The organism is Methanobrevibacter sp., assembly GCF_045644645.1.
Classification (GTDB): domain Archaea; phylum Methanobacteriota; class Methanobacteria; order Methanobacteriales; family Methanobacteriaceae; genus Methanocatella.
In genome coordinates this window covers 1-2,238 of record NZ_JAZRHE010000026.1, presented here as the reverse complement: position 1 = coordinate 2,238, position 2,238 = coordinate 1, and the positions used below count along the sequence as shown (strand labels likewise).

Sequence of the window (2,238 nt, the reverse complement as noted above, 5' to 3'; positions counted from 1 at the left end):
TAATTTTCGACTTTTTTTGATGTTTTTTCAATATTTTCATCATCTAAGTGTTGTACGTATCTGTGGAAGTGATTGATGATGTGTTTTCTTATGAAATTTTTTAATACTACTGGTATTGCTCTGTAATTTTGTAAATATAGTTTAAAATGTTCTATTGCTTCTTTTGTTGAGTTTTGTCTGAAACGATCTTTTAATTTTTGTGCATTTTCATCGAAGAAAAAGTTAAAGAATCTCCGAAAGAAGTAATTGGAATTAATGACCCTGATGCACGCTTAATGTTAAGAGGAATCTCATTAATTGTTTTGGTGTGTAATTTTAGTTGTTTTTTAATTTTTCTTTGTTTTTAGTTTTTAAATTGGGATATTTTTATTTTAATTGTATTTTATTTTGTTATTTTAAAATCAGAGGATTATGATGTGAGTTTGAATTTTAGTAAAATTTATTTGTAATCATGACTAAAAATTAAAAATGGTGACCAAACATGTTTGAATTCAATCATTGTTCTCTAGATTTGTCAATTTTTGATTAAATCCATGAAAAATAATGATTTTTAAGCAATTTTGACGCTTAGGTGACCTAAATATATCAGAAATCTGCTGATAAAATCTCCAATTTTATCAGTTGTTATCAAATGTACTGTAAATTTAATTTCAATCTACAGTACCCGATATACTTACGAAATGGATAGTATTATAAATGGTATTTCTTAAATGCATTTCATTGGTGATTGCTTTATCATTTGTGCCTAACAAATGCAAAATTCCATTAATGCCTTTGAAATATCCATTTATTGATTCGCTCTTATGGAATCTTTGCATATAGAGTTCCTGATAAAACTTTTGAGTGAATTTATTCATTGATTCGTAAATATAAGGGCTTATCTTCTCAGTGAAAGATTTGTGTTTACACACATCCCGATATGGGCATCCACTGCAATCAAGGGCTTTATATTTATAATTTGCTTTTGTTGCCCTTTTTGGTAAACCCTTTTCTATTTCGTCAGGAATTGGTGTTTTTTCAGTGAACATCACTGGACGGTTGAATTTGCAATTGTATCCGTCCCAAATTCTTGACATGTCTTTTTTGCGAGTTGTTTCAATTTCAGTGTTTTCTTCATCCAAGATTTCGATTTCACTGCTTAATTCTTCTAATTTTTCATCAAAACTTTTCATTTTATTATTTATGTATATTGAAGTTATTTTTGGCATTATTAAAGATCGAATATCGTTTTCACATATGTATGTAATGTTTTCTTCTGATGCATATCCTGAATCGCAAACCACCATGGCTTTTTTCAGCATGTTTTTGATTTCTTTTTCATTGTTTCGTGTTCCGTATTTTTTTTGTAATTCCCAGAGTATTTCGAAGTTCTTTTTTAATTCTGGCAGTATTTGTGGTAGTGCTTTGGAATCGTCAGGGTTATTGATGAATATGCTTCCAATGATGATGTTATCATCGGTTACTGCTACTTGTAAGTTTTTTGCAAAATCCCAATTTCCCTTTTTAGTTGGTATCAATGGTGCATTTGGATATGTAATGCATACGAAGTCTTTGTTTGAATTTTTTATTGCTTGTTCGAATTCATCAATGTGTTTATACATTTTATAATTGTAGATTTGTATTCTGGGGATTATCATGTCTATTAATTCCACTATGTTTTCTTCCATCATATGTTCTTCTCTTATTTTTAGTAATTTGTCGATTGAACGTTTTATTTGCTTGGGTTTTTGTGGATTGTGGAGTAAATTGTGTTTTTTCATTAATTTCATTGCTTCTAATTCGATTTTGTATATTTTATAGTATTTGGATCCTCGCACTATTGCATCAGTACTGTCAATGAAATAGTGCAGAAATTTGAGTAAATCGACATCATTGTATCGTACGAGTGTATAAAGGAATATTTTTCGCATTGATTCTGTATCTGATTCGTTTAGGAAGTTTCTGAAGGTATTCTCACAGGGTTCTGCTCCTCTTGTAAAGATTCTCAGAAATCTATTTTTACGGCACTCATTTGCTATATCTGTGTATTTGTACATTTTATGAGAAAAACAGTATAATACTATCCCTAATAACAATAATCTTGGATAATGTCTTGGTCCTTGGTCTTTAAAGTCTTTTTCCAGTTCTTTTACAATGTCAATTATGCATGGTGTGAATATTAGATTTATGATTTTACGAATAGTTTTCACATCACTATAACGTTCTTTTTTCAATTCTGCATATATTGTATCTTTAGTA

Annotated in this window: 1 protein-coding gene and 1 pseudogene; both read right to left on the bottom strand. The window is 29.2% G+C overall.

What is annotated here, in order from left to right; genetic code table 11:
• Positions 1-209 (bottom strand): annotated as a pseudogene (locus ACKI4K_RS01765) (hypothetical protein); the annotation flags it as partial.
• A 441-nt stretch (positions 210-650) separates the two neighbouring features.
• Positions 651-2,238 (bottom strand): transposase (locus tag ACKI4K_RS01760; RefSeq protein WP_407421674.1); only part of this gene is annotated, 1,588 nt, incomplete at its 5' end.